Annotated in this window: 25 protein-coding genes and 1 rRNA gene; 12 read left to right on the top strand and 14 right to left on the bottom strand. The window is 62.5% G+C overall.

Annotation, left to right across the window (positions count from 1 at the left end; translation table 11 throughout):
- Positions 1–13: 13 nt before the first annotated feature.
- The 6 genes from rpmH (at position 14) to CBW50_RS20840 (ending at position 4,481) form a co-directional block, all read left to right on the top strand.
- Entirely contained in the window at positions 14–148 is a 135-nt protein-coding gene (gene rpmH / locus CBW50_RS20815) for a 50S ribosomal protein L34 (protein WP_010401996.1), read from the top strand.
- 23 nt (positions 149–171) lie between these two features.
- Positions 172–609, top strand: coding sequence for a ribonuclease P protein component (gene rnpA / locus CBW50_RS20820; RefSeq protein ID WP_086147319.1), 438 nt, complete (start codon positions 172–174; stop codon positions 607–609).
- Positions 606–866 carry a membrane protein insertion efficiency factor YidD gene (yidD, locus tag CBW50_RS20825; protein WP_010401993.1) on the top strand — a complete coding sequence of 87 codons (261 nt, stop codon included), beginning with the start codon at positions 606–608 and terminating at the stop codon, positions 864–866. The genes rnpA and yidD overlap by 4 nt, the downstream gene beginning before the upstream one ends.
- An 11-nt stretch (positions 867–877) precedes the next feature.
- A complete protein-coding gene (yidC, locus tag CBW50_RS20830; RefSeq protein ID WP_086147320.1) occupies positions 878–2,605 on the top strand; it encodes a membrane protein insertase YidC in 1,728 nt (575 codons plus the stop codon).
- 186 nt (positions 2,606–2,791) lie between these two features.
- Complete coding sequence (gene mnmE / locus CBW50_RS20835; protein WP_086147321.1) at positions 2,792–4,171, top strand: tRNA uridine-5-carboxymethylaminomethyl(34) synthesis GTPase MnmE; 1,380 nt, start codon at positions 2,792–2,794, stop codon at positions 4,169–4,171.
- Between the two features lie 10 nt (positions 4,172–4,181).
- Positions 4,182–4,481, top strand: a complete 300-nt coding sequence (locus CBW50_RS20840; protein ID WP_139842587.1) for a hypothetical protein — start codon at positions 4,182–4,184, stop codon at positions 4,479–4,481.
- Between the two features lie 73 nt (positions 4,482–4,554).
- Here the strand turns inward: CBW50_RS20840 and CBW50_RS20845 are convergent, their stop codons facing one another.
- Complete coding sequence (locus CBW50_RS20845) at positions 4,555–6,252, bottom strand: M1 family metallopeptidase (protein ID WP_086147323.1); 1,698 nt, start codon at positions 6,250–6,252, stop codon at positions 4,555–4,557.
- A gap of 182 nt (positions 6,253–6,434) precedes the next feature.
- Between CBW50_RS20845 and CBW50_RS20850 the strand changes: the two genes are divergently transcribed.
- A complete protein-coding gene (locus tag CBW50_RS20850; RefSeq protein WP_086147324.1) occupies positions 6,435–6,632 on the top strand; it encodes a hypothetical protein in 198 nt (65 codons plus the stop codon).
- Between the two features lie 18 nt (positions 6,633–6,650).
- On the opposite strand, the gene CBW50_RS20855 is transcribed toward CBW50_RS20850, so the two are convergent.
- Positions 6,651–7,232: an Hpt domain-containing protein gene (locus tag CBW50_RS20855; protein WP_226936368.1), complete on the bottom strand. Its 582-nt coding sequence runs from the start codon at positions 7,230–7,232 to the stop codon at positions 6,651–6,653.
- 162 nt (positions 7,233–7,394) lie between these two features.
- Entirely contained in the window at positions 7,395–8,342 is a 948-nt protein-coding gene (locus CBW50_RS20860) for a CAP domain-containing protein (protein WP_226936370.1), read from the bottom strand.
- A gap of 256 nt (positions 8,343–8,598) precedes the next feature.
- Between CBW50_RS20860 and pssA the strand changes: the two genes are divergently transcribed.
- The gene (gene pssA / locus CBW50_RS20865) at positions 8,599–9,339 is read left to right on the top strand and encodes a CDP-diacylglycerol--serine O-phosphatidyltransferase (RefSeq protein ID WP_226936388.1); all 741 of its coding nucleotides are present in this window, start codon (positions 8,599–8,601) and stop codon (positions 9,337–9,339) included.
- A gap of 3 nt (positions 9,340–9,342) precedes the next feature.
- On the opposite strand, the gene CBW50_RS20870 is transcribed toward pssA, so the two are convergent.
- Both CBW50_RS20870 and CBW50_RS20875 read right to left on the bottom strand, forming a co-directional pair.
- Positions 9,343–10,269, bottom strand: a complete 927-nt coding sequence (locus CBW50_RS20870) for an aldo/keto reductase family oxidoreductase (RefSeq protein ID WP_099375511.1) — start codon at positions 10,267–10,269, stop codon at positions 9,343–9,345.
- Between the two features lie 56 nt (positions 10,270–10,325).
- Positions 10,326–10,889, bottom strand: a complete 564-nt coding sequence (locus tag CBW50_RS20875; protein ID WP_099375512.1) for a TetR/AcrR family transcriptional regulator — start codon at positions 10,887–10,889, stop codon at positions 10,326–10,328.
- Positions 10,890–11,119: 230 nt separating this feature from the next.
- Between CBW50_RS20875 and CBW50_RS20880 the strand changes: the two genes are divergently transcribed.
- From CBW50_RS20880 to CBW50_RS20890, 3 genes are all read left to right on the top strand, one after another.
- On the top strand, positions 11,120–11,812 hold the full coding sequence (locus CBW50_RS20880) for a gluconate 2-dehydrogenase subunit 3 family protein (RefSeq protein WP_086147327.1): 693 nt from the start codon (positions 11,120–11,122) through the stop codon (positions 11,810–11,812).
- 144 nt (positions 11,813–11,956) lie between these two features.
- Positions 11,957–13,717, top strand: a complete 1,761-nt coding sequence (locus CBW50_RS20885; RefSeq protein ID WP_086147328.1) for a GMC family oxidoreductase — start codon at positions 11,957–11,959, stop codon at positions 13,715–13,717.
- Between the two features lie 14 nt (positions 13,718–13,731).
- A complete protein-coding gene (locus tag CBW50_RS20890; RefSeq protein WP_086147329.1) occupies positions 13,732–15,126 on the top strand; it encodes a cytochrome c in 1,395 nt (464 codons plus the stop codon).
- Positions 15,127–15,197: 71 nt separating this feature from the next.
- On the opposite strand, the gene CBW50_RS20895 is transcribed toward CBW50_RS20890, so the two are convergent.
- The 9 genes from CBW50_RS20895 to CBW50_RS20935 all read right to left on the bottom strand — a co-directional run bounded on the left by CBW50_RS20895 (position 15,198) and on the right by CBW50_RS20935 (position 23,872).
- Positions 15,198–16,343 (bottom strand): D-alanyl-D-alanine carboxypeptidase family protein, encoded by a 1,146-nt coding sequence (locus tag CBW50_RS20895; RefSeq protein ID WP_086147330.1) that lies wholly within the window; start codon positions 16,341–16,343, stop codon positions 15,198–15,200.
- Positions 16,344–16,456: 113 nt separating this feature from the next.
- Positions 16,457–17,110 carry an alpha/beta hydrolase gene (locus CBW50_RS20900; RefSeq protein WP_070291993.1) on the bottom strand — a complete coding sequence of 218 codons (654 nt, stop codon included), beginning with the start codon at positions 17,108–17,110 and terminating at the stop codon, positions 16,457–16,459.
- Positions 17,111–17,145: 35 nt separating this feature from the next.
- Positions 17,146–17,463, bottom strand: coding sequence for a ferredoxin (locus CBW50_RS20905; RefSeq protein ID WP_034781335.1), 318 nt, complete (start codon positions 17,461–17,463; stop codon positions 17,146–17,148).
- A gap of 40 nt (positions 17,464–17,503) precedes the next feature.
- Complete coding sequence (locus CBW50_RS20910; protein WP_086147331.1) at positions 17,504–18,691, bottom strand: VanZ family protein; 1,188 nt, start codon at positions 18,689–18,691, stop codon at positions 17,504–17,506.
- The gene (locus CBW50_RS20915) at positions 18,688–19,302 is read right to left on the bottom strand and encodes an ABC-type transport auxiliary lipoprotein family protein (protein ID WP_086147332.1); all 615 of its coding nucleotides are present in this window, start codon (positions 19,300–19,302) and stop codon (positions 18,688–18,690) included. The genes CBW50_RS20910 and CBW50_RS20915 overlap by 4 nt, the downstream gene beginning before the upstream one ends.
- 12 nt (positions 19,303–19,314) lie before the next feature.
- Positions 19,315–20,274, bottom strand: coding sequence for an MlaD family protein (locus CBW50_RS20920; protein ID WP_086147333.1), 960 nt, complete (start codon positions 20,272–20,274; stop codon positions 19,315–19,317).
- Entirely contained in the window at positions 20,274–21,173 is a 900-nt protein-coding gene (locus tag CBW50_RS20925) for an ABC transporter ATP-binding protein (RefSeq protein ID WP_099375517.1), read from the bottom strand. Before CBW50_RS20925 ends, CBW50_RS20920 begins: the two co-directional genes overlap by 1 nt.
- Positions 21,173–22,306 (bottom strand): ABC transporter permease, encoded by a 1,134-nt coding sequence (locus CBW50_RS20930; RefSeq protein ID WP_086147334.1) that lies wholly within the window; start codon positions 22,304–22,306, stop codon positions 21,173–21,175. The genes CBW50_RS20925 and CBW50_RS20930 overlap by 1 nt, the downstream gene beginning before the upstream one ends.
- 57 nt (positions 22,307–22,363) lie before the next feature.
- Positions 22,364–23,872: a B12-binding domain-containing radical SAM protein gene (locus CBW50_RS20935; RefSeq protein ID WP_086147335.1), complete on the bottom strand. Its 1,509-nt coding sequence runs from the start codon at positions 23,870–23,872 to the stop codon at positions 22,364–22,366.
- Between the two features lie 465 nt (positions 23,873–24,337).
- Between CBW50_RS20935 and CBW50_RS20940 the strand changes: the two genes are divergently transcribed.
- Positions 24,338–24,467 (top strand): 16S ribosomal RNA (locus tag CBW50_RS20940); the annotation flags it as partial.

Raw genomic sequence — 24,467 nt, forward strand, 5'->3', positions numbered from 1 at the left:
TAGCGAGACCAACATGAAACGTACTTACCAACCTTCCGTCGTTCGCCGCAAGCGTACGCACGGCTTCCGCGCTCGTATGGCTACCCGTGGTGGCCGTGATGTGCTCAACGCACGTCGCGCAAAAGGCCGCAAACGTCTGGCCGTCTAGGCTTGTCGTTGACAGCTGATCGCGTGGCTAGCTGTACTCCAGTCGGCAATCAACGCGAAGGTTCACACGACTTCGCGCGCTTTCGGCGTATCGTTAAAACGGATGAATTTTCATCCGTTTTTCGTTTGCGCCCTTCGCAAAAAACAGCGCATTTTGTGCTGTACACCCGACACAATCAATTGCCGCATGCGCGGCTGGGCGTCGTTGTGGCCAAGCGTTTCGCGCCGCGCGCGGCGACCCGCAACACGATCAAGCGCGTCACGCGCGAGCTGTTTCGCAACAGCGCGATGCCGCCGGTCGACTGCGTGGTGCGTCTGTCGCGCGCCGTCAACAGCAAGGATGGCCCGGCCACCACGACCAGGCTCAAAGCCGAGCTGCGTGAGGAATTGGGCCGCCTGTTCGCGGCGCAAATCGCCGCCCAGGCCCGTTCTGTTGCTGCGCCACCACCATCCGCGCCATGAAAACCCTGCTGCTGTTCCTGCTGCGCGCTTATCAGTTGCTGATCAGCCCCATGCTGGGACAGAATTGCCGTTTCTATCCGAGCTGTTCGCATTACGCGATGGAAGCGCTGCGCGTGCACGGTACTGCCAAGGGCAGCCTGCTGGCTGCCAAGCGCCTGTGCCGTTGCCACCCCTGGAATGAAGGGGGCGTCGACCCGGTGCCGCCGGCCGATTGCAAACAATCTTCAACGACCGCTTGCGGTTGCAACCACTCCTGACAAATACCCTAATGGATATCAATAAACGTACCATCCTGTGGATCGTGTTTTCCGTCTCGCTGGTAATTCTCTGGAACGAATGGATGATCTCGAACGGCAAGCCGTCGATGTTCTCCGCGAACACGGAACAAACCGCCAAGGCGCCTGTCACCCCGGCCAAGACGGCCGCCCTGGCTGCTGCCGGCGCGACCGCCGTGCCTGGCGAAGCGACCGATCCCGCCGCGTTCAAGCGCGAAGTGATTACCATCACCACCGACGTCATCAAGGTCGATATCGACACCCTGGGCGGCCAGGTCAAGCGTCTGGAATTGCTGAAATTCAAGGGCGCGGGCAATCCGGGCTGGTTCGGCGGCTGCTTCGGCCTGTTCAAATGGTGCCAGCCTGACGCAGGCAAGCAAAACGAAGTGCTGTTCGACGTCGGCGCCAACCACACCTACCTGGCGCAGTCGGGCCTGGTCGGCGGTCCGTTCCCCACGCATAACTCGGGCTTTACCGTACAGCCTGGCGTACGCACCCTGGCGGACGGCAAGCAGATCCAGCTGGTCATGGAAGCGGTCGAAGGCGGCGTCAAGCTGACCAAGACGTTCACGTTCAAGCGCGGCGACTACGTCATCGACGTGCGCCACGACGTGTCCAACGTGGGCGCCGCGCCCGTCACGCCGCAGCTGTACCTGCAACTGACGCATGACGGCAACAAGCCGGTCGGCGACTCCTTCTTCAACAGCAGCTTCACCGGCCCTACCCTGTACACGCCACAGGACAAGTACCAGAAGATGACGTTCGAGAAGATCGAAAAAGCAGCCGTGGAAGATGAGAAGAAGGGCAACGACAACGCCATGAAGGGCCTGCATCCGCAATCGGCGAACGGCGGCTGGTTTGCGATTTCGCAACACTTCTTCGTGTCGGCCTTCGTGCCGCCCGAGAACGTCAAGCGCGACATCTTCACGAAAAAACTCGACACCAACCTGTACGCCATCGGCAACGTGCTGCCATTGCCTACTCTGGCGCCCGGCGCCTCGGCCAGCATGGACAGCAAGCTGTACTCGGGTCCGCAAATCGCGCACCTGCTGGAAAACGTTTCGCCTGGCCTGGAACTGGTCAAGGATTACGGCTGGCTGACCATCATCGCCAAGCCGATCTTCTGGGTCATGGAACACATCCATAGCGTGCTGGGCAACTGGGGCTGGACCATCATCGCCTTCACGATCCTGATCAAACTGGCGTTCTTCCCCCTGTCGGCCGCCGGCTACCGCAGCATGGCCAAGATGAAACTGGTCACGCCGAAGATGCAGGCGATCCGCGAGCGCTACAAGGGCGACCCGCAAAAGATGAACCAGGCCACGATGGAGCTGTACAAGACGGAAAAGATCAATCCGCTGGGCGGCTGCCTGCCTATCCTGATCCAGATGCCGGTCTTTATCGCCCTGTACTGGGTGCTGAACGCGTCCGTGGAAATCCGCGGCGCGCCATGGATAGGCTGGATCACCGACCTGGCCCAGCATGACCCATGGTGCATCCTGCCCGTGCTGTACGCGATCTCGATGTATATCACGACCAAGCTGAACCCGGCCCCGGCCGATCCGATGCAGGCGAAGATGATGCTGTTCATGCCGTTGGCATTCTCGGTGATGTTCTTCTTCTTCCCGTCGGGCCTGGTGCTCTACTGGGTCGTCAACAACGTCCTGTCGATCGGCCAGCAATGGGTGATCACCAAGAAATACGCGCCTGCCGCCAAGTAATTTCGGCCAGCGAACAGAAAGCCCGCCTCGCGCGGGCTTTTTTTTGACATCGGACCCAGTGGGTCCGATGTCAAAAAAGGTGGGTTTTGCCGGTTTTCCACAGACCTCCCTTTTCATGTGCGCCCGCTTTGTCGCTGACAATAGCGCGGCCCCTGCAGCCTTCCCCGAATACACTACAATTACGCCATGAAACTTGATTCTTCCCCTATCGCCGCCATCGCCACCGCACCGGGACGCGGCGGCATCGGCGTGGTACGCGCCTCCGGCAAAAACCTTGCACCGTTGATGACGGCCCTGTTCGGCGCGCAAACGCTGAAACCGCGCCACGCCACCTATTTGCCGTTCACGGAAAGCGATGGCGCCATCATCGATCAGGGCATCGCCATCCACTTCAAGGGTCCGCATTCCTACACGGGCGAAGACGTGCTGGAATTGCAGGGCCATGGCGGCCCCATCGTGCTGCAGCTGCTGCTGGCGCGCGTGCTGGAAGCGGGCAAGGACAGCGGCCTGCGCCTGGCCGAACCGGGCGAATTCACGCGCCGCGCGTTTTTGAATGACAAGCTTGATCTGGCGCAAGCCGAAGCCGTGGCCGACCTGATCGACGCTTCCACGGAAGCGGCCGCCAAGTCCGCCTCGCAATCGCTGTCGGGCGCGTTCTCCAACACCATCCACGCGCTGGTGGAGCAGGTGACGGGTTTGAGGATGCTGGTCGAGGCAACGCTGGACTTCCCGGAGGAAGAAATCGATTTCCTGGAAAAATCGAATGCGCGCGGCCAGTTAAAGGCCGTCATCGCAGCGTTAAATAAAGTGTTTGCCCAGGCGGCGCAGGGCGCGCTGCTGCGCGAAGGCTTGAATGTCGTGCTGGCCGGCCAGCCCAACGTGGGCAAATCGTCCTTGCTGAACGCGCTGGCGGGCGCCGACGTGGCAATTGTGACGCCGATCGCCGGCACCACGCGCGACAAGGTCAGCGAAACCATCCAGATCGAGGGCATTCCGCTCAACATCATCGACACGGCCGGCATCCGCAGCGCGGGCGACACCATCGACGCCGTCGAGCGCATCGGCATCGAGCGCACCTGGGGCGAAATCGGCAAGGCCGACGTCATCCTGCACCTGCTTGACGCCGACCACGGCCCCACGCTGGCCGATGAAACCATCGTTGCCGCCTTCCCCGAAGGCGTGCCCGTGGTGCGCGTGTGGAACAAGATCGATCTCTCTGGCCACAAGCCCGGCGTGGACAGCATGCCGGACGCCACCCATGTGTACCTGTCGGCCCATGAGCACATCGGCATCGACCTGCTGCGTGCCGAGCTGCTGCGCATCGCCGGCTGGCAGCAGACGGGCGAATCGCTGTACCTGGCGCGCGAACGCCATTTGATCGCGCTCAAGTCGGCCGGCAAGCACTTGCATATCGCCGCCGAGCATGCGGCGCAGGACGACCAGTCGCTGGACCTGTTCGCCGAAGAGCTGCGCCTGGCGCAGGTGCAGCTGTCGAGCATCACGGGAGAATTCTCGCCTGACGATCTGCTGGGCGTGATTTTCAGCCGTTTCTGCATCGGCAAATAAGGAGAAGCGGATGAAACTGGTGCTAGCTGTCATGTTCGCCTGCCTGCCCCTGCTGGCTGGCGCGCAGGAAAAAATGCCGCAGGATGTGGCGCGGTTCGTCGAAAATGCGCAGATGTGCGAGCACTTCGCCGGCGAGTGGGATGAGAATGACAAGGCGCGCCAGCGCGAGATCACGCAAGCCATCGAGCAGTCGTGCGGTGCCGCGCAGCGTCAATTGAAGCGCTTGCGCGTGAAATACGCGAAGCAGCCTAAGCTGCAAAAAGTCATTGCTGACAATGCCAATGACGCGGTGCGCAGTTTCCGGAAATAGGTGGCAGGCATCCGTGATGCTGCCAGCTTCGACCCCCAAAGCAAATGCCGGGTTTGATGAATTCACTGCCGCGTCACCCCTTCCTCCCCTTCGCCTGGTCTTCCCTGAATTTCTGGAATGCCTCGATATGCTCGGCGCGGCGCAGCACGCGCGAGCGCGGGTCGAGCGTGTACGTGGCGCCAGCCGGCAGGGGCAGTTCGCCTATGCCCAGCGACATGGAAACCGTATGGATTTCCTTGCCGATACGCACTTCCACCGGCATCGGGAAGGCGATGTCAGCCGGCGTCTTCCATAGCAGGCGCAAGGTGCCGTCGTCACGCACGGCGGACAGCTCCGGCAGCGCCGCCTGGTACAGATAAGCCTGGAAAAACCAGTCGTAATTGCTGCCCGTGACTTTATTGACGATGGCCATGAATTCCTTCGTGCTGCCGTAGCGGGGCTGGAACTGGCCCGGCCGCGGCTGTTCCGTGCCGTAGACGAGCAGGCGCACGGCGCGGAAGAAGGCGTCGTCGCCGATCAGGCCGCGCAAGGTGTGCAGCACCAGCGCCCCTTTCACATAAATATCGCCGCCCGGTCCGCCCTTCTTCAGGTCGTAGACTTCCTCCTCTGTTTTCGGCTTGCCCGAGACCATGGGCGCCTTGTTGACGATGCCGGCGCGCATGTGCTGCAATGAAGCAAAATATTCCTGCTCGCCCCGCAGATATTGCATGTACAGCGCTTGCATGTATGTGCCGAAGCCTTCGTGCAGCCACATGTCGTCCCAGTTGCTGTTGGTGAGCTGGTTGCCGAACCATTCATGGGCAAACTCATGCTGCAGCAATTCATCGTAGCCATAGCTGGTCTTGGCGAATTTGTTGCCATAGGCATTGATGGTCTGGTGTTCCATGCCCTTGTGCGGGGTTTCGGCGATGCCGGCTTTTTCATCGCCAAACGGGTAGGGGCCGATGACGCTTTCAAAAAAGTCCAGCATGGGCGGCAATTCCGCGAACAGGGCGCCCGCTTTGGCTTCGCTTTCCGGCAAATACCAGAATTGCAGGGGGATGCGGTTGCCGTAGCGGCTCGCATAGTCGCCCTGCAGGCTGCGGTAGGGCGCCACGTTGAGGGCAATGCCGTAGGTGCTCGGATGTTTGGCGCGCCAGTGCCAGGTGCGCCAGCCGTCGGCTTCATCCATGCCGAGCGCGACGCCGTTGCCGGCCGCCACCAGCGGCGCCGGCACCTGGATGTGCTGGTCGATCAGCTGCGCCTTGCCCATCGGGTGGTCGATGCAGGGCCAGAACAGGTCGCAGCCCTCGCCTTGCACGGCGCTGGCGATCCACGGCGCGCCATCGGCCGTGCTCGACCACACCATGCCGCCATCCCACGGCGCTTTCACGGCGACGTGCGGCACGCCGTGGTAGACGACGCGGATGGTGGTGCGCGCGCCTGCCGCGATGGTGGCCGGCAGGGTCATGCTCAGGCGCCCGTCCGGGTTGGCATAGTCCCGCGGCGGCAGCGCCTTGCCGTCGACTTCGACGGCGTCGACGGGCAGGTTGCGGTCGAGGTCCAGCGCGAAACGCGTGATTGGCCGCGTGGCGAGGAAGGTCAGGCGGGCGTCGCCGGCAATGCTGCGTTTGGCCGGGTCGATGCGCAGGGTCAGGTCGGCGTGTTCGAACACCACCGCCAGCTGTTCCGGCGTGCGTTCGGCGCCCGAATTGAGCGTGTAGGCGGTGGGCGGGCGCGTGGCGCAGGCGCTGAGCAGCAGGCAGGACAGCAGCAGGGGAATGTGTTTCATGGTGGGCGCGCGGCGAGTGAGCGGAACACCGATTGTAGTGTTAAGAGACAACGTTGTCGTTTGGAAATTTCAAGGTGCCGATGCGGCAAGCATGGCCGCCGTTGAGAAATGTCATAGGCTCCAAACTGCACTGACGTAATCTTGCTGAGCGGCCCTGAAGTGCCGCTAGGAAAGGAAGCGCCATGGACAGCGAACAGCCGGAAGTCGTGGAAAGCAGGGCAGAGGTGGCGGCGCCGTTGCCCTCCCTGCCGCAATTGATCGCAGCGCTGCCGCCAAAAGGTGCGTGTTGGTATTGCGACAAGCCGCTCGACGCCGTGCGCCGTTTCTGTTGCAAGAGTTGCGGCGTGGCGTATGCGGAAGAGGCGCTGTACAACAGCTGAGCGGTAGCGAACTGTGCGCTAGCGGCGCCGCAGCAGCGCCGCCAGGGCGCCGTCGAAGTCGAACTCGTGCGCGGCGGCCGCCACTTCCTGGTAGACGTTGACGCCGAGACTGGCTGCCAGCAGGCTGGCCGAGTTTTCCAGGATGTCGATGGCGGCGCCGTCGCCTTCGCGCAGATGGCTGGCCAGGCGCGCCAGCAGCAGCTGGATGGCCGGCGCGGCCGGGTTGGGCGCCACGTCCTGCGCCGCCGTATGGCTAGCTTCCGGCGTGCCCAGCATGGAGCTGACGGCTCTTAGTAATTGATCTTGCGCAAGTTCCAGCTGCAGCATTTGCCGCGCCAGGTCCGGCGCCTGCGCGCGCAGGGCCGCCTCCAGGCTTGCCGACAGGCTGTGCACCTGGCGCGCGCCTATCATGCCGGCCGCGCCCTTCAGGGTATGCGCCCTCAGGCGCGCGGCGGCGTAATTGCCGGCGTCGAATTCGCTGCGGATCTGGCACGGCGTGGTGCCGTGGTCATGCAGGAAGCGGCGCAGGATTTTCAGGTACAGCAGGCGGTCGCCCATGATACGGCCCAGTCCGTTCTCGACATCGAGAACGCGGACCATGTCGGAAGCCGCAACAGCGGCCTCATCATCGCAAGTGGCGTGTGGTTTCATCATGCCCGGTGTGCAGAGAGCCCCAAAACTTGTCAATGGCAATAAAGCAGGAAGCACTATTTTACATCCAGTCGTACTCGGCACTGCGCCCGCTTGACGCCAGCCTGCCGCCTAGCGTGTCGTGAAGGACCAGGTGCGCGTGAGGTCGGCGCCATTGACTTTGCCGATGAAACTCACGTCATAGGTGGTGGCCCCGTTCAGGGGCGCCAGCGGGATGATGGCGGCGGCCGAAACGGGCGTATGCGCATCGCTGTCGCTCCTGAGCAGGCGCACCGGCAGGTCCGTGGCGCTGCCCCGCTGGCGCACGCTGAACGTGGCCACGTTGACGACGGCGCCATAGTTGGCGTGCACGCTGATCGGGTAGCCCACCACGTCCTGGTTCGGCACGGGATCGGGGGATTCGTTATCGCTGGAAAAGCTAACGGCGACCTTCTGCTGGCCGCTGAACGGGTAGGTGACGATCTGCCCCGCCGTCAGTCCGGGGCCGTAGCTGCTGTTGCCGGCCAGGTCCGTGGTGAAATACGCATAGCCGCTGTTGTTGACGGCGGCGCCCGCGCCGCCTTCCTTGAACAGGGGCTCGAAAATGACGAAGCGGTGATAGATGGCCGTGATCAATTCCTCGGCCAGGTAAAAGCCCGAGGTATTCGCGGCGCCGGCGATGACTTCGCCCTGCAGCGTGGTGACGACGTAGCCCGCCTTGGCCAGGCGGTCGCCCAGCTTGACGCCGGTAAAGCCGGGCTTGCCCAGGACTTGCTCGTGCGCCACAACATTGTTGAGGTTAAGATAGTTGGAATGGCCGAGGGCGGCGCTGTCGATCAGGCTATTGCGCGCCAGCGGTGCCAGGCCCGTCTGGCCGCGCCGGTAATTGAACCAGTTGAAGCCATCGGTGGCGATATTATTGCTGAGGACGGGCGCGCCCGGTTCCTGGGTCAGCTGTCCTGCCGGCGTCGAGGTGCCCACCGACGGATTGTCGCCGCTGCCGCCGCCGCAGGCGCTCAGCAGTGCTACGACCAGGAAGGCGGGGAGGCTGTGTTTCCAACGCGATAACGAGGCTATCAAGCTGACTCCTGTCTGGTGAGTGGGACGTCATGCCGCCCCGTGAAACGATTCTAAGGCATTTTTATATGCCGTAGAGCATCCATGAAAAGATATGTCGCGCGCCCGTGCGCCGACGGCGCCGCGGCCGCGCAGGGTAGAATGAGCATAATGCACCGTTTGCTCTTGCGCCGTTTTATTCCCGCTACCTTGATTGCCCATAAATTTGAATACATTGCCCAAGTCGCGCCTGCAGCGCGCCAAATACGCCTTGCCCAGCATGGTGACTTTGCTGTCGATAGCCTGCGGTTTTGCCAGCATCGTCATTTCCGTCGATAACGCCGGTACCGGCGACCCGGCCGACTACCGGCTGGCCGCCGCGCTGCTGGTGCTGGCCGGCGTCTTTGACGCCCTCGACGGCTACGTGGCCCGGCTGACGAACACCAGCTCGCAGTTCGGCGTGCAGCTCGATTCCATCGCCGACGTGATGAATTTCGGCTGCGCCCCGGCAGTCTTGTTGTATTGCTATGGCTTCGTGCAGATGGGCGTGCATGATCCGCTGCTGCTGCGCTTTGGCGGCATGGCCAGCTTCTTCTTTGTTGCCTGCGGCGCCATGCGCCTGGCGCGCTTCAATGTGAACGTGGGGCATACCGACCCCATGTATTTTGTCGGCATGCCGATCACGGCCGGCGCCGCCTGCGTGGCGGCCGTGGTGGTGGCCTGGCCGGCGCCCATCGATTCAACCTTGCACAGCTATCTGATCATGCTGCTGCTCGTCGGCGTGGGCAGCCTGATGGTGTCGACCTTGCGCTTCCCCAGCTCCAAGCAAAAGAAAAGCCTGGCCGCGCTGCTGGTGCTGATCGCCGCCGTCGCCCTGCTGGTCTGGCTGAAGACCAGTTTCTTCGCGCTCTTCTTCGCCGTCTACATCGCCGCCACCCTGGCCCTGAACCTGGCGTGGCACCTGGGCTGGCGCGGCATTGCGCTACCTCAAGTATTCAACGACCCGGACGAGATTGATTAAACGTTAAGCCACCTCATGCCCGCGCGCGGCGCGCAGGATGGCGAACCAGTCGCTGCGGCTGAGCGTGAACTGCGTGCCTTCCACGGCCACGCCCACCGCTTCGATGCGGCCCGTGCCCGTCAGCGGCAGGGGCCGGCAAGGCAGTTGCATGATCCAGGCGAACACCACGCTGGCAAACGGGCGCTGCAGCTGGTCGGCGATCTGCTTGATGACATTGCGCAAATTCTCCACGTTCGCGTCGCCGCCCTGGAACAGGCGGCCGCCCGCCAGCGGCGACCAGATCATCGGCGCCACCCCCACGTCCTGCAAGCCGTCGAAGGTTTCGTCGAACAGGGGCGCCACATGCAGCGGCGAAAATTCCACCTGGTTCGTCACCAGCGGGAAGCGCCGGTGCAGGCACTCGAACTGGTGGCGGCTGAAGTTCGACACGCCAAAGTGCAGCACCTTGCCGTCGCGCCGCAATTGCGTGAAGGCGCCGGCGATTTCGTCGAAATCCATCAGCGGATCGGGACGGTGGATCAGCAGCAAGTCCAGGCGGTCCGTGTGCAGCTGGCGCAGGGTGTGCTCCACGGAACTGGTGATGTGCGCCGCGCTCGTGTCGTAATGCTGGATGGCGTGGCCAGGGCGGTGCGGCGAGAGCAGCTTGATGCCGCACTTGCTGACCAGCTCCATCTTCTCGCGCAAGCCCGGCTGCAGGGCCAGCGCTTCGCCGAACAGGCCTTCGGCGCTGTAATCGCCATAGATGTCGGCATGGTCGAAACTGGACACGCCCAGCGCCAGGCATTGCTCGATGAAGGCCAGGCGCTGCTGCGCCGACATATTCCACTCGCCGATGCGCCACATGCCGGCAACGATGCGCGACAGGTCGGGGCCGTTGCTGCTCAAACGGCTGCGCGGCGCTTGCAGGCTGGCGGGAGATGCATGGCTCATGGGCTGGCTTTCTGGTAGTGGAGAGGAAGGACTCGCCACGATTATAGCCAGCTACGCTACAGCATGCTGCGGATGAAGCGGCAGCAACGCTCCTGCAGGGCGCCGTCGAGCACGCCGCCCAGCTGCATCTGGTAGACGAGCGCCGATTGCAGCATGAAGGCAAACAGGCGCAGGTCGAGGTCGGCGCGCACGCCGATCTGCGTCAGGCGCTGCACCACGAGGGCGATCCACGGCGCGACGATCTGTTCGCGAAAGCGCTGCTGCGCCGTCGCATCGTCGTGGATCAGCACCAGTAAATCGCAGGTGAAGCGGCCATCGGCGTTCAGGTTGTCGAAGATGCGCGCGCAGATCGCCTCGATTTCCTGGCCGTCCGGCATGTCGAGCGCGCGCTGCAGCTTTTCCGCCGTGCGCTTGACGAGCGCGTCAAGCAGCATGTCTTCGCGCCGCGGCCAGCGCCGGTAAATCGTCTGGCGCCCCACGCCGGCCACGTCGGCCACCATCTGTATCGTCACCGCTTCCAGCCCATGCTGGCGCACCAGCATGACGATCGCTTCCAGTACCGCATCTTCCACGCCCGCCTTGCGCGGGCGGCCACGCGCCACTGCCTCTTTTTTGATCACGTCTAGCCTGTCTCTGAAGGTTTCTTTTAATTATGGTACGATGCGCACCGTAAATGCAAAGCTAGCGCTTGTCAATCACGTTGGTCAATTAACCAACAGATTGTCGTGCCGCGCCGCGATACCCCAGTCATCTCTACGTGAAATCTGCCATCTGCGCGGCGCGTGCCCGCATTTTCTTTCTGACTCCCACATCCATCACTGTGGCGGCTCGCGCCGCCTGAGGAAAACCTATGAAAATCATCGGGATTTCGCCCCATCGGCGTAACTTCTTGCGCAAGGCCGTCGGCGCTGCGCCTGCCGTGGCCTTGCTGGCCGGCGCCGGCGGCGGCCTGGCCATGGCCGTCTCCAAGGACCAGCCGGCCTACAAACCGCGTTTTTTCGACGCCACCGAATGGGCCACCCTGACGGCGCTGGTCGACCGGCTGATCCCGGCCGACGCCGAAGGGCCGGGCGCGCTGGAAGCGGGCGCGCATGAATTCATCGACGCGCAGATGAACACGCCTTACGCGTATGGCGCGCTGTGGTACATGCAGGGGCCGTTCGTGCCGTCGATCGAACAGTTCGGCTACCAGTTCCACATGGCGCCGCGCGAGCTGTACCAGAGCGCCCTGGCCGGCGTCAACACGGCCGTCAACCGGCAGTTTGGCAAGCCTTTCGTGCAATTGGCCGCGGCCGAGCGCGACGCCGTCATCACGCAATTGCAAAAGGGCACCCTGGACATCGGCGCAGTGCCGGCCAAGGTCTTTTTCAACCAGCTGCTGCAAAACACGCGCGAAGGCTATTTTTGCGACCCCGTGCACGGCGGCAACAAGGACATGCTGGCCTGGAAGATGGTGGGCTTTCCTGGCGCGCGCGCCGACTACATGGACTGGGTGGAACAGTATGGCAAGAAATACCCGTTGCCTCCAGTATCCATCGCCTGAAAACGTCCATGGCGGCGTTGCACTGCCTGGTCGTACTAGCGTACTGCCTGCGGCAATGCGCCTTGCCCTGAACCTTTTCAGTTATTCGTAGCAGATCAAAGAAAAAGAAAAACCATCATGAGTGATATCAAACCCGATGTAACAATGAAGCCTGTCGATGCCGTGATTGTCGGCTTCGGCTGGACCGGCGCCATCATGGCCAAGGAATTGACGGAAGCGGGCCTGAACGTGGTCGCGCTGGAACGCGGCGAGTACCGCGACACCTATCCCGACGGCGCCTATCCGAAGACCCTCGACGAGCTGACCTATATTCAGCGCAGCAAGCTGTTCCAGGATATGTCGAAGAGCACGTTCACCTTCCGCCACAGCATCACGGGCGTGGCCGTCCCCTACCGCCAGATCGGCGCCTTCAAGCCCGGCACGGGCGTGGGCGGCGCGGGCTTGCACTGGTCGGGCATGCACTGGCGCGTCCTGCCGGAAGAACTGCAGATCCGCAGCCACTACGAACGCCGCTACGGCAAGAAATTCATTCCCGAAGGCATGACGATCCAGGACTTTGGCGTGACTTACGCCGAGCTGGAGCCGCACTTCGATTTCGTCGAAAAAGTCTTCGGCACCTCGGGCCAGGCGTACAAGGTCAACGGCATCGTCGTCGGCGACGGCAATGTGTTCGAGGGCGACCGCTCCGACAATTACGCGCTGGCGCCGCAAAAAGTGCCGTACACGGCAGAACTGTTCCGCCGCGCCGCCAAGGCCGTCGGCTACCACCCCTTCGTCAACGCCTCGTCGAACGCGTCCGGCCCGTACACGAATCCGTATGGCTGCCAGATGGGCCCGTGCAACTTCTGCGGTTTCTGCTCCGGCTACGCCTGCTACAACTATTCCAAGGCTTCGCCCAACGTCAACATCATGCCGGCCTTGCGCATGGTGGCCAATTTCGAATTGCGCGCCAACTGCAACGTGGTGCGCATCAACCTCGACGGCAGCAAAAAACGCGCCACGGGCGTGACGTATATCAATGCGGATGGCAAGGCCGTCGAGCAACCTGCCGAGCTGGTCATCGCCAGCGCGTTTGCCTACAACAATGCGCACCTGTTCCTGCTGTCGGGCATCGGCCAGCCGTATGACCCGGTCAGCAACGAGGGCGTGGTGGGGCGCAATATCGCCTACCAGATGATGTCGACCATCCAGACTTTCTTCAAGGAAGACACAAACACGAACCCGTTCATCGGCGCCGGCGGCACGGGCGTCGCGCTCGATGACTGGAATGGCGACAATTTCGACCATGGCCCGCTGGGTTTTGTCGGCGGTTCGCCCGCCTGGTGCAACCCGGCCGGCTCCAAGCCGATCTCCGGCATCGCCACGCCGGACGGCACGCCCGCCTGGGGCGCGGCCTGGAAGAAGGCCGTCAAGAAGAGCTATTTGAACACGGTGTCGTTCGATTGCCATGGCGCCAACATGACTTACCGTGACTGCTATGTCGACCTCGACCCGACCTACACGGACAAGTATGGCCAGCAATTGCTGCGCTTTACCTTCGACTGGAAGGAAAACGACATCAAGATGAGCCGTTTCGTCACCGACAAGATGATGAAGGTGGCCGAGGCCATGAATCCGGAATCGATCAAGGTTGCCGTCAAGAGCGTGGGCGACCACCTCGATCTGCGCAACTACCAGACCACGCACTGGGCGGGCGGCACGGCCATGGGTGCGGACCGCAGGACCAGCGTCGTCAACCGCTACCTGCAAAGCTGGGACGTGCACAACGTGTTTGCCGTCGGTTCCAGCGTGTTCCCGGTCGGCATAGGCTACAACCCGACGGGCCTGGCCTGCGCGCTGACCTACTGGTCGGCCAAGGCCATCCGCGAGCAATACCTGCAAGATCCCCGTCCCCTGGTCGCTTGATAAAGAACAAGAAGATGAACAACACATTCACCCATACCGTGGGCGCGCTGCTGCTGGCGCTCGCCTCCGGCACCGTCCTGTCTGCCACCACGGCCGCCACCACTCCGAATGCCCAGCTGATACGCCAGGGCGAATACCTGGCCCGCGCCGGCGACTGCATCGCCTGCCACACGGCCGGCACGCAGGGTAAACCGTTCGCGGGCGGCCTGGGCATGGAAACGCCGATCGGCAAGGTGTATTCCACCAACATCACGCCCGATAAAAAGGCCGGCATCGGCGACTGGAGCTTTGCCGATTTCGACAAGCTGATGCGCACCGGCGTGACCAAGCACGGCTACACCGTGTATCCGGCCATGCCCTATCCCTCGTATTCGCGCCTGAGCGAGGCGGACATGCAGGCGCTGTACGCCTATTTCATGCATGGCGTGAAGGCGGACCCGACGCCGAACAAGGCGGCCGACATTCCGTGGCCATTGTCGATGCGCTTTCCGCTGACCATCTGGCGCTGGGCGTTTGCCCCCACGCCGCAGCCGTATAAAACGCCGGCCACGGGCGACGCGCAATTGCTGCGCGGCGCCTACCTGGTGCAGGGCCTGGGCCACTGCGGCGCCTGCCACACGGCGCGCGGCGTGGGCATGCAGGAAAAATCGCTGACGGATGCGGGTAATACCACCTTCCTGGCGGGCGGCGGCGTGATCGACGGCTGGTCCGTACCCTCCCTGCGCAATGAGCATGGCGGCGGTCTGGCGCGCTGGAGCACGAACGATATCGTCGAATTCCTGAAGACGGGCCGCAACGGCCATACGGCGTCGTTCGGCGCCATGAACGACGTGGTGGCCCATTCCATGCAGCACATGACGGATGGCGACCTGGCGGCCATGGCGAAATACCTGAAGTCCCTGCCGCCGTCGAAGCCCGGCACGCCGGCCTTCGTGGCGGACGAGAAACTGGGCAAGCAATTGTTCAGCGGCATCGTCAACTCGCAGGGCGCGCAGCTGTACCTGGACCGCTGCGCCGGCTGCCACCGCTCCGACGGCAAGGGCTACGACAAGGCCTTCCCTGCGCTGGCCGGCAACGCCGTGCTGCAGACGAATGATCCCACCTCGGCGATCAACATCGTGCTGTCGGGCGGCGCCGTGCCGGCCACGCGCACGGCGCCGTCGGCGCTGACGATGGCGCCGTATGCGGATATTTTCAATGATGAGCAGACCGCGCAGGTGGTGACCTTCATCCAGACCAGCTGGGGCAACCGCGGCACGCCCGTGACGGCGGCGCAGGTGGCCAAGGTGCGCAAGGTGGCCGTGCCGGTGACGGCGTCGCAGACGGAAGCGACGTTTGCCGCTGGCCGCCACGGCACCTTCCCGCCCGTGGCGCGCCAGCCGCACCTGAAGGATGCGCCGCAGAAGTAATTTGACATAGCGCAAGACGAAAAAAATGCCCGCAGCATCTGCGGGCATTTTTTATGGGGAGTGCTGACTGCTTATTTCATCCACAGACGCATCGAATCCCAGGCGCGGCCGAAGATGGTTGCCTGGTTGATCGGTTCCAGCGCCACGACAGGCAGTTCCAGCAGGACCTTGTCGTCGACCATCATTTTCAGCTTGCCGACAGGTGCGTTTTCAGCCAGCGGCGCGACCAGCGGGTCCTTGCGTTCCAGCACAGGTTTCATCTTGGCAGCCGTGCCTTTTGGCACAGTGACGAGCACGTCGCGGGCGAAACCGATTTTCACGGTGCCTTTCGAGCCTTTCCACACTTCCGGCGTGGCCACGGCCTGGCCCTTCGAGTACAGCTTGACCGTATCGAAGTTCTGGAAGCCCCAGTTCAGCAGCTTCTGGCTTTCCTGCGTGCGCGCCTGGTCGGACGAGGTGCCCAGCACCACGGAGATCAAACGGCGCTCGCCGGTGCCGCCCGGACGGCGGGCCGAGGCGATCATGCAATAGCCGGCCGCTTCCGTGTGGCCCGTCTTCATGCCGTCGACGGTCGGGTCCAGCCACAGCAGGCGGTTGCGGTTAGGCTGGGTGATCTTGTTATAAGTGAAACTCTTGATGGAATCGATTTTGTAGAATTCCGGGTAATCGGCGATCACGCGCTGGGCCAGCACGGACAGATCTTGCGCGGTGGAATAGTTATCGGGGCTGGGCAAGCCATGCGGATTGGCAAAACGCGTGTTTTTCAGGCCCATGCGCTGGGCTTCGCGGTTCATCAGTACGACGAACGTGCCTTCATCGCCGGCAACGGCTTCGGCCAGCGCCACGGCGGCGTCGTTACCCGACTGAATCATCAGGCCGTGCAGCAAGTCGTCGATCGAGACGGGCGTGGCCGGGTCGATGAACATCTTCGAGCTGCTCGAATCGACTTTCCATGCGCGCACGGACACGTTTACTTTCTGGTCCAGCGCCAGTTTCTTTTCGCGGATGGCGGCAAACGTCAGGTAGGCCGTCATGATCTTGGTCAACGATGCCGGCTCGATGCGGGCGTCCGGATCTTGCGATGCAATGATCTGGCCACTGGTGGCGTCGAGCAGCAGCCAGGACTTGGCGGCGATGGTCGGGGCTGGAACGCTCTGGGCGAAGGCGGCGGATAGGAAAAGTACACTGGAGGCCAGTGCCGCTAAAAGTTTTTTCATGGAGGCTGGTCTGCGAAAAAGATGAAGGCTGAGGGCCACGCAGTTGCTGCGTACGTGGCCGCGTGGAAAAAACGGATCAATTATAGCCGTGGAGACAGGAGTAAGCCCACACTTCAATGATCATCTGCTGCTATTGCGGGTTTGTCACCATGCCACAGTGCAATCACGAGGTTCTTGATGTGATTGAGCTTGCGGTGGAAAAAGTGGTCGGCGCCGGGGATCACGATCACGGGGATGTCTTGTGGACGGGCCCAGTCGAAAACGGCGGACAGGGGAATCGTGTCGTCCAGTTCGCCGTGGATCAAGATGGTGTCGGCCGGAATGTCGGCCATTGCCCATTTGCCTGCCGCGCTGCCGATCAGCGCCAGGCGCTCGGCGGGCGTGCCGGCGGCGGCCAGGCGCTCCTGCAGTTTCGATTGCACGAAGGTGCCGAACGAGAAACCGGACAGGGCCACGGGCAAGCCCGGGTACAGGCCGACCATGTGTTCGTATAACAGTTGCATGTCATCCGTCTCGCCCGCGCCATGGTCATGCACGCCTTCGGAAGCGCCCACGCCGCGGAAGTTGATGCGCGCCACCACGTAGCCGAGGGCGACAAAGGCGCGCGCCAGGGTTTGCGTGACCTTGTTGTCCATCGTGCCGCCGTACAGCGGGTGCGGATGGGCAACGAGGGCGATGCCGCGCGGAGTGTCTGCCGGGAAATCGAGCAAGCCTTCCATGCTGCCCGCATGGCCGGCGAGGGTAAATTTTTCCGAGTTTCTGTTCATGATGCTCATACTGGTGGCTATCTCTTAAATTGGCATTAAATCTTCAGGCGCTCGACTATTTTTCCGCCCACCAGGTGGGTATCGATGATTTCATCGATATCGCTGGTGTCGACATAGGTGTACCAGGTCGCTTCCGGGTAGATGACCAGCAGCGGGCCTTCTTCGCAGCGGTCCATGCAGCCGGCCTGGTTGATGCGGATCTTGCCCGCGCCATTCATGTCGAGTTCCTTGATGCGGCGCTTGCAATGCTTTTGCGCCGCTTCCGCGCCATGGTCGCCGCAACTGTTGCGGCCGTCTTCACGTTTGTTCATGCAGAAAAAAACGTGGCGTTCAAAATACGGTGCGTCGCTCATACTGATCTCCTGCTGATTCATCAATGCGCCATGATAGCGCTTATGGGTGGTCTTCGCGACGCTGGCGCTGCACATCGTCCTGCCGGTTCAGGCGGTGCGAGGGCAGGCACAGGAACCACAGGGCCATGAAGGGCCACAGCAAGGCGAGAAATTGCGCCGCGCCGTTAAAGTTGAGGAACTTGCCCTGCACCCAGCCTTGCAAGGTTGACATGAAATACGGATTGATCGGCGTCGTATTCACCATTACCAGGCTCAGCAGCAAGGTGGCGGCCGCGATGCGGCGCTGCGCCACGTGCGGCGCGAACGCCAGGCCGCCGAGCATGATCAGGCCGATCAAAAAGCCGCCCTGGGCGCCCGGCGTGATCCAGACGAAGGCGTTTTGCGGCGAAAACAGCAGCGCGCTGGCCATCGAGCGCACGACCAGGGCGGCGGCGATCAAGGTCAGCATCAGGATGGCGCGGGGCGCGGCGCGCCGCAGCAGGCACAGCAAGGTGAGTACGGCGCCCGTCATGCCGCAAGCCGTGATGATGGTTTCCGATAGCCAGTATTGCTCGACCGTCAATACCAGATCAGGTCGCAGGTAGGCTGCCAGGTCGATGTCCATGCCCATCAGGGTGGAGGCCCAGTCCGACAGGATGGGCAGCAGCTGGCCCAGGCCGAACAGATAGCCTTGCGGATAGATTTGCGCCAGCGGCCACAGCGCCACCAGCACCAGGCCCTGGCTCGCGTGCTGGGCAAACCAGCGCTGGCGCAGGCGGTACAAATGGCTGTGGTCGAGCAGTTTGCGCGCCGTCAAGGCGCCGATGATGGAGCCGAGGCAGCAGCCGGCCGCATTCGTATAAAAATCGAGGTTCGACGAGACGCGGCTGGGCAGATAGGTTTGCACGGCTTCCATGCTGCCGGAAATCAGCATGCCGCATAGGCTGGCGACGATAACGGCAAAGAAACCAGTGATCCTTGGAAACAGCGAGTACACGATCAGCGCGCCCAGGGGGATGTAGCCGACGACGTTGACGCCCACGTCAAAGCCCGTCCAGTAGCGGGGCATGCGCGTGTTTTCCAGGAAGGTCAGCGGCGACAGGCCATTGCTGTGCCAGCCCGTGAACGGAAACCAGCTGGCATACACGATCAGGAAGACGTAGGCGAGCAGGGTCGCGCGCGACACGGGCGAGGAACGGACGGGCGGCAGCGCCGCCGCCGGGCTGGCTGGGGGGGCGGGGTCGGTCATTCTTTCGGGATATTCAGCGTGCCCAGCCAGGTGAGCAGGTCGGCGGCGATGGCGTCCGAGGCCGCCGCCAGCGCCTGCGCGCCGCCTTGCGCGTCGGCGCTGCCGGCCGGGCCGCTGCGGCTGAAGGTTTTCTGGTCGATCAGGCGGTGGCCGCGAAACAGCGAGGCGCGCAGCGACACATGGCCGCTGCTTTGCGTCTGCGTGTCAAAAGCTTGCGAAAAATCATCAACGTCGATGCGCAGCAGCGGGATGCCGGCGGCCGCGTCCGTGGTCGACAGGACTTTCACGCCGCTCTGCGCCACGCGCGTCTTCAGGCGCTGGCTCAATAGTTGCAGCGGCGGCGTGTTCCAGCGGTTGTAGGCGTAGGGCCGCGATTGCTGCGCGTCGGCGTACAGCAGGCGGTAATACATGCGCTGGCTGTCCAGCCACGAGGGGCCATTGGCGTCGGCGATGACCAGCACGGGCACGGCTGGCGCGGTCGCCGGTGCGGCCGCCTGCGGCGCGGCCGGGCCGAAATCATAGAAAGTGGGCACGGGGCCGCGGCTGGCGCAGCCGCCCAGCAGGACGGCGCCGGCCACGATGAGTGCGCTGAGATGGCGTGGGATAGGCATGCGGTGTTCTCCTTATTTGCCGGGTGCCGAAAAACCGGGCTCGCCCGGGCCGGGCGGGATGTCTGGGGCGCCGAACAGGATGCTCTGCGGCTGTTCATTGAGCGTGCTCATGGTGGTTTTCAGGGCGCGCATCGAGGAACGCGCCTCGCCGCTCAGCTCGATTACCTGGGGCAGGACTTCCAGCGACACGCCATTGGCCACCGTTTCCACGGAATGGCCGACCCGGTCGACCGTGCCATTGACCTTCTCGAGCACGCCGCCTGGCGCCTGGATGTCGTTGCCGAGTTTTTTCCAGGTGGCCGTCAGGTCCGACACGTTCTTGCTGGCCGTACTGACGGCCGTCAAGGTTTGCCGCGTCTGTTCCGTCAGTTGCGGCAGTTGCGTCAGGGTCGGTTCCAGCTGCTGCGGTATGGCGCCAAAGGCCTTGGCTGCCTTGCCCACTTCAGTGAAGGCGCCCAGCATGGCGGCCTGGTTTTCCGGACTCAGCAGATTATTCACCTTGTTGGTGATCTGCTCGGCCTGGTCGAGGATGCGCTTGCCGCGTTTTTCCAGCTGGTCCAGCAAGCCGGCGCGCAGGGGGATCAGCGACGGCTTGTCCTTGCTGGTGCCCAGCAGTTTTGAGCCCACGTGCTCGTCGTCGAGCTGGATGTAGGCGATGCCCGTCACGCCCTGGTAGCCGAGGGTGGCAAAGGTGGTGTTGGTGACGGGGGTATCCGGCGCCACGCTGATGTGCACGAGGATCTGCCCCGCCTTTTGCGTGTCGAAATCGATGGCGTCGACCTTGCCCACTTCCAGGCCCCGGTAGCGCACGGTCGCCTGCGGGTTCAGGCCCGGCACGGACAGGGTGGTGGCGAGCAGGTAGGGAACGCGTTCCACGCGGTCGCGGTTGAACCAGACGCCGAACAGGATGGCGGCCACGAGCAGGGTGAGTGTAAAAAATCCCGTCATCAGGGCATGTGATCTGTTTTCCATTACTTCTCCGCTTTCTTGTCAGTGCCGGCGTCGTCGCCTGGCTGTGCGGCCTTGGCTGCCGCCTGTTTTTCGTCCAGGACGGCCAGTGCGCGCTTGCCGCGGTCGCCGAGGAAAAATTGCTTGATGAACGGGTGGTCCACTTCGATCACCTCGCGCGTGGGGCCGATGGCGATCACATGCTTTTCCGCCAGCACGGCGATGCGCGTGGACAGGGCGAACAAGGTGTCGAGGTCATGCGTGACCATGACGACGGTCAAGCCCAGCTCGCGGTGCAGTGACTGGATCAGCGATACAAAACTTTCCGACAGGTCCGGGTCCAGGCCCGCCGTCGGTTCGTCGAGGAATAATAATTTCGGTTCCAGCGCCAGGGCGCGCGCCAGGGCCACGCGCTTGATCATGCCGCCCGACAAGTCCGACGGCATCTTCAGCGCATGTTCCGGGCCCAGGCCCACCATATTCATTTTCAGTAGTACCGCGTCGTGGATCAGCGCCTCGGGCAGCACGCGCAATTCGCGCATGGGCTGGGCCACGTTGTCGAACACGGTCAGCGCCGAATACAGGGCGCCTTGCTGGAACAGCATGCCCCAGTGGTTGCGCAATTGCTGCAGCTGGTCGGAACTTGCCTTGTTGATATCTTCGCCAAAGACTTTGACGCAGCCGCGCGCCGGATGTTCCAGGCCCAGCATCTGGCGCAGCAGCACCGTCTTGCCCGTGCCGGAGCCGCCCACGATGGAGAGGATTTCGCCCCGTTCGATTTCCAGGTTCAAGTCCTGGTGCACGACGGTGCGGCCGAACTTGGTCCACAAGTTGGTGATTTCCACCACGGGCGCGCTGCCGTGCAGGTTGAACTGGCCTTCCTTGCCCTCGCTCGCCTTGCAAGCGGTATCGTTATCGGGCATCAATATCCCACTCCATTGAAGACGATGGCGAACACGGCGTCGGCCAGGATCACCACGGTGATGGCCGTGACGACGGCGGTGGTGGTGCCGCGCCCCAGGCTTTCCGTATTGGCCTTGATGCGCAGGCCGAAGTGGCAGGAGACGAGGGCGATCAGCATGCCGAAGATCACGCCCTTGCCCAGGCCGATCATGTAGTTGGCCAGCGGCACGGCGTCGGGCAGCTTCTGGATGAAGTAGCGCGCCGACAGATTCAATTCCACCTTGGCCGCCACCATGCCGCCGATCAGCGCGGCCGTATCCGTCCAGATGACGAGCAGGGGCATGGAGATGGCCAGGGCCAGCACTTTCGGCATGATCAGGCGGAAACCGTGCGAAATGCCCATCACCAGCATGGCGTCGAGCTCTTCCGTGACGCGCATGACGCCCAGCTGGGCCGTGATGGACGAGCCGGAGCGGCCGGCCACGAGGATCGCCGCCAACAGCGGCCCCAGTTCGCGGATGACGCTCATGCCCAGCAGGTTGACCAGATAAATATCGCCGCCAAAGGCGCGCAGCTGCTGCGCCGACAGATAAGACAGCACGACGCCGATCAGAAAGCCGACCAGGGCCGTGATGCCCAGCGCCTGGAAGCCCGCATGAAAGATATTGGCGGAAATTTCACGCCACGGCCCGCGCATGGGATGGCGCGCGAAGCGGCCGATATCCTGCGTCACCTGGCCGACAAGGGCAATAAAGCCCTTCAAATGTTCGAAAAACAGCAAAATGGCCATGCCCAGCTTCATCACGGGCGTGAGGCGGTTGGCGCGCGAGGGCGGCGTTTGCAGCGGTCCCGTTGCTTCGATGCGCCGGAAAAACTCTTCCAGCGACGGCGCCAGGGTCAGCTGCGCGGGGCGCCGCTTGCCCCAGGCATTCCAGAACAGCTGGGCGCCGATATGGTCCATGCTGTCGATCTGCGACAGATCCCAGTGGGCATTGGCGTCGCCCTGCAGGGGCTTGAGCTGGGCGTCGATGGCCTTGATGGCATTGTCATGCGCCAGCGCGTGCACCTGCCAGGTGCCGCTGGCAGTGACCAGGGCTCCCTGTTGGGAGCTGGTCTGGGAGAGGGTCAGTTTCGGCGATTGTACAGTCGGCATCGTGCCAGTTTAAGGGAGAATGGCGCAGACCGCCACCGATGTTCAATCGCCGTCCGCTCAGGACGCCAGGTGGCGCGCCTGCCGCTGCGGCAGGGCGACGTCCGGGCGCACCTTGCTTGTTTCGGCCGGTTTGACGTGCGCGGCCGCCTGCGCGCCGCCCGCGTAGTCGCTGGCCACGAGGGCATTGGCCTCGAGCGCGCTCATGCCGCGCGTCTGCAGCCATTGCGCCACCAGCTTGGCCAGGCGTTCCATGGCGATGCGGTGGGTGGCGTCCGTGTGGGCGTACAGCCAGTTCGAAAAGTCCATGAAGTTTTCAAACGGCGCGTCACCGAGCATCCATTGCACCGTATTGGCGAAGCGACCCGAGTTGGCCACCAGGTCCCAGTAGCGGGCGAAGCGCACGAGGCGCTGCATGCTCATGAAATCGAGCTGCTTATTGGCCAGGATGGTGTACGGCGGGTGCGGGTCGAACACCATGCCGAAATTCTCCGTGTGGCGGATGATGGGCGTGCCGCGCAGCCGCTTCAAGATGCCGAACTGGATTTCATGCGGTTTCAGGGCCACCAGCTTGTTGAACCCGGCCGCAAAGCTCGCCTCATCCTCGCCCGGCAAGCCGGCGATCAAGTCCACGTGCAAGTGGGCGTTTGATTCTTCGCAAAGCCAGCGGATGTTATCGGCCGCCTTTTGATTATCCTGCTTGCGGCTGACCAGCGATTGCACGTCCGGATTGAAACTCTGGATGCCGATCTCGAATTGCAGCGCGCCGGGCGGGAACTTGCTGATGCCTTCTTTCAAGGCGTCGGGCAGGTGGTCGGGCACCAGCTCGAAGTGGGCATAGATGGGATCGTTGGGATTGGCTTCGATCTTATCGAGAAAGAACTGCATGATCTTCAAACTGGTCTTGATGTTCAGGTTGAAGGTGCGGTCGACGAATTTGAACAGGCGGGCACCGCGCGCATGCAGGGATTCCATCTCGGCCAGGAAGTTCTCCAGGGCAAAGGGCCAGGCCGTCTTGTCCAGCGCCGACAGGCAGAATTCGCACTTGAACGGGCAGCCGCGCGACGCTTCCACGTAAATCGTGCGGTGGCGGATATCGTCGTCTGTATACAAGGAGTAGGGCAGCTGCAGTTCCGCCAGCGGCGCCTGCACGCCCGCATGGATCTTCATCAGCGGTTTCGGGCCGTTGAGGATTTCGCCGCACAGCTTGGGGAAGGTGACGTCGCCCCAGCCCGTGATCAGGTAGTCGGCCAGCCTGACGATTTCCTGCTCGCCAGCCTCATGCGACACTTCCGGCCCGCCCAGCACGATGATGACCTCGGGCGCCACGCGCTTGAGCATGGCCACCAGTTTCGTTGTTTCCTCGACGTTCCATATGTATACGCCAAAACCGACGATGCGCGGCTTGTTGATGAGGATGCGTTCGACCAGTTCCGTGGTCTTGGTGCCGATGACAAATTCCTGCAGCCGCGTCTGCGCCTGCAGCGGCCCCATATTGGCCAGCAGATAGCGCAAGCCCAGGGAAGCGTGGGTATAGCGGGCGTTCAGGGTGGAGAGCAGGATGGTCATGACGGGTGCGAATCGGGGAAAACAGCCATTTTACGCTGCGCACGACGATTTATCGGGATAAAGCTTGCTTAGTAGCACGGATTTGGCTATAGTTCGCCTCCCCAATGAGACGCAGCGGTTTGCGAAACAACGGGATCACTGGAAACGGTGAGGGTAGTAAAAAAGAAGGTTGACGAATTAGCCGAAACGCTTCATACTTTTCCTTCTTCGCAGCTGACAAACACAACGCTTTGTCGATAGCGCGAAAGTAGCACCGAATACAGTTCTTTAACAATTAACAGTCGATAAGTGTGGGCATTTGATGTAAGTGCAGCAGCGATCTTCGGATTGCTGTAATACTTAAAATATCAAATGTTCACAAAAAATAATGAAATAGGCGCTACGAAAGTAGTGGCCTGTCAGTTTTTTGAGTGAGCGACCCGTCAGCAATGACGGTGCCTGTAAAAGGGCAAAGTAACAGAGATTAAACTGAAGAGTTTGATCCTGGCTCAGATTGAACGCTGGCGGCATGCCTTACACATGCAAGTCGAACGGCAGCACGGAGCTTGCTCTGGTGGCGAGTGGCGAACGGGTGAGTAATATATCGGAACGTACC

Source organism: Janthinobacterium sp. GW458P (genome assembly GCF_002127585.1).
Classification (GTDB): Bacteria; Pseudomonadota; Gammaproteobacteria; order Burkholderiales; family Burkholderiaceae_D; genus Janthinobacterium.